Origin of the sequence: Microbacterium sp. (genome assembly GCF_029263575.1) — a bacterium.
In the GTDB taxonomy this organism is placed as follows: Bacteria; Actinomycetota; Actinomycetes; order Actinomycetales; family Microbacteriaceae; genus Microbacterium.
This window is the reverse complement of record NZ_JAJUFV010000242.1, coordinates 1-2,515: the sequence shown is the minus strand read 5'-3', so window position 1 is coordinate 2,515 and position 2,515 is coordinate 1. Positions and strand designations below refer to the sequence as shown.

3 protein-coding genes and 2 pseudogenes are annotated in these 2,515 nt (G+C 67.2%); all 5 read right to left on the bottom strand.

Annotated elements, in window-relative coordinates; all coding sequences use genetic code 11:
- Positions 1-185: type II 3-dehydroquinate dehydratase (locus Q1J95_RS15615; protein ID WP_300269347.1), on the bottom strand; the 185-nt coding region annotated here is incomplete at its 3' end.
- A 78-nt stretch (positions 186-263) separates the two neighbouring features.
- Positions 264-650, bottom strand: a pseudogene (locus tag Q1J95_RS15610) (GNAT family N-acetyltransferase); the annotation flags it as partial.
- Positions 651-691: 41 nt separating this feature from the next.
- Complete coding sequence (gene aroB, locus Q1J95_RS15605) at positions 692-1,780, bottom strand: 3-dehydroquinate synthase (RefSeq protein ID WP_300269345.1); 1,089 nt, start codon at positions 1,778-1,780, stop codon at positions 692-694.
- Entirely contained in the window at positions 1,777-2,292 is a 516-nt protein-coding gene (locus Q1J95_RS15600; RefSeq protein WP_300269343.1) for a shikimate kinase, read from the bottom strand. Before Q1J95_RS15600 ends, aroB begins: the two co-directional genes overlap by 4 nt.
- A pseudogene (locus tag Q1J95_RS15595) lies at positions 2,279-2,515 on the bottom strand (chorismate synthase); the annotation flags it as partial. The pseudogene Q1J95_RS15595 and the gene Q1J95_RS15600, both read right to left, overlap by 14 nt.

Here is a 2,515-nt window from a genome sequence, read left to right as displayed (position 1 = left end):
TGATTGCTCTGGATGCTTCGTACCTCGAACCCGGATACCGCAGCGGCCTCGGTCGTGATGCGCTCGACATCCGCGAGCGTCTCCGAACCATAGATATCCGGTTCCCGCGTGCCGAGCAGATTGAGGTTCGGCCCGTTCACCAGCAGGATCCGCCGCGGTGACGAGACGCCGAGCGAAAGAGCCATCTCGAGCTCGGGACCGATCGTGCCTTCGAATCGCACGCCGGTGTCAGCGAAGCCGAGCCGGCGATAGGCAGCCTGGGCTCGATGGTTGTCGACGTGCACGTCGAGCACGAGGCGTGCGTCACCGATCGCACGTGCCCACTCGGCCGCGGCCTCGAACAGCCGATCGACGATGCCGTGCCCGCGGAAATCCGGTCGCACGAAGACCCCGACGACGTCGCTGCGTGCGGCACTCACCTCACGGTCATGATGATCAGCGATTCCCGCATCCGTGCGCAGCACCGAGATGGTTCCCACCCACTCGCCGCCGGCTTCGGCGATGAACTGCGCTACCGTGTCGCCGCTTGCGCCGCCGGCTGCCCGGTCTTGCCAGAACGTGTCGTCGTGCTGAGCCTCTTCCTCATAGGTGTGCAGGAAGGCGATGGCCGCTGCCGGGTCGCGGACGGCGTCCAAGCGCAGTGCGCGCACCTGCTGCCACTCGTGGGCGCGGATGCGGCGAACCTGCACGCTCACTCGCCGACCTCCTGGTAGGCGGCGAACAGCAACGACTCATCGGGAGCCTGGAGCACCGTGGGCTTGGCGATGTCATCGAGCACGATGAAGCGGAGCATCCCCCCGCGGCTCTTCTTGTCGCGCTGCATGGTGGCCAGCAGAGACGGCCACGCTCCCCGACGATAGCTGGTCGGCAGCCCGAGCGACTCCAGCACACCACGATGCCGCTCTGCGGCGGCATCCGACAGGCGACCGGCGAGACGCGAGAGCTCGGCGGCGAAGAGCATCCCCACCGAGATCGCAGCGCCGTGACGCCAGCGATACCTCTCGGCGTGCTCGATCGCGTGGCCGAGCGTGTGACCGTAGTTGAGAATCTCGCGCTGGCCCGCTTCGCGGAAGTCTTCCGACACCACCCGGGCCTTCATCTCGATAGCGAGCTCGATGGTGCGACGGAACTCGTCCGTGGACGTATCGACGGCGCGGGCGGGATCCGCTTCGATCGTGTCGAGAATCTCGGGCGCCCAGATGAATCCGGCCTTCACGACCTCGGCATAGCCGGCGGTCGCCTCATGCGCGCTGAGACTGCCCAGCTCGTCGAGGTCGCCGATCACCGCGCGCGGCGCCCAGAAGGCCCCGACAAGGTTCTTGCCCTCGTTGGTGTTGACTCCGGTCTTTCCGCCGACCGCGGCATCGACGAGGCCGAGGACGGTCGTGGGCACCTGAACGACCTGAACGCCGCGCAGCCACGTCGCAGCCACGAAGCCGGCAAGGTCGGTGACAGCACCGCCGCCGTACCCGATGACCGCATCCGTGCGCGTGAAATCGGACTGTCCCATGATCTGCCAGCAGAATGCCGCGACCTCGATGCGCTTTCCCTGCTCGGCATCGGGGATCTCAGCGAGCAGCACATCGCGTGGCCCGTCTGCCGTGTCGGCGAGGAGCCGGTCACGCAGCTCCGCGGCGCGGGCCGCGAGCGTCGGCGGATGCACGACCAGCACCTTTCGCACGCCGGGCTCCAGGGCCTGGGAGACGCGGTCGAGGATGTCCCGACCGACCGTGATGTCATAGGGGGTCTGCCCGGTCACAGAAACGGTGGTCGTACTCATGTCAGCTCTTTCCTCCATGCTGCGATCTCTGCGGCGATGCGATGCATCGGCCGCCGTGAGGTGTCGACTGTCAGCGTCGCGACCTCTTCGTACCAGCTTCGACGCTGCTCGTAGATCTCTGTCCACGTCGCCAGCGGATCATCGCCGGCCAGCAACGGCCTAGTCCCGCCCCGGATGCGCGCCGCGACGGCTTCCGGTGTCACGGTGAGAAAGACGACGGGATGCTGCCGCAGCAGCTCGCGCGTCTGCGCCGAGGTGACGGCGCCGCCGCCCAGCGAGATCACTCCCCCGTCGTCCAGCGCGCCACTGACGGCAATGCGCTCGAGCTGACGAAAACGCTCTTCCCCCTGCTGGGCGAAGATCTCGGGGATCGGGCCGTGCTCGCGAACGATGCTCTTGTCGGTGTCGGTGAAGGCCACGCCGAGCTGCTTTGCAACCTTGCGGCCGATACTCGTCTTGCCCGCGCCCATGGGGCCGACGAGCACGACGGTCAGCAGCTCAGGAGCGCTCATCGTGGGCGATCAGCGCAGCCTCCGATGCCGGAGCCGTGCGCAACTCGGCGGGGATCGCGTCGAGGTAACTCTGCAGATTGCGCCCAGTCTCACCGACGCTGTCTCCGCCGAACTTCTCCAGAACGGAGTTCGCCAGCTCGATCGCGACCATGGCTTCGGCGACGACACCGGCTGCCGGAACGGCACTGATGTCTGAGCGCTGGTGATGCGCTGTCGCCGTCTC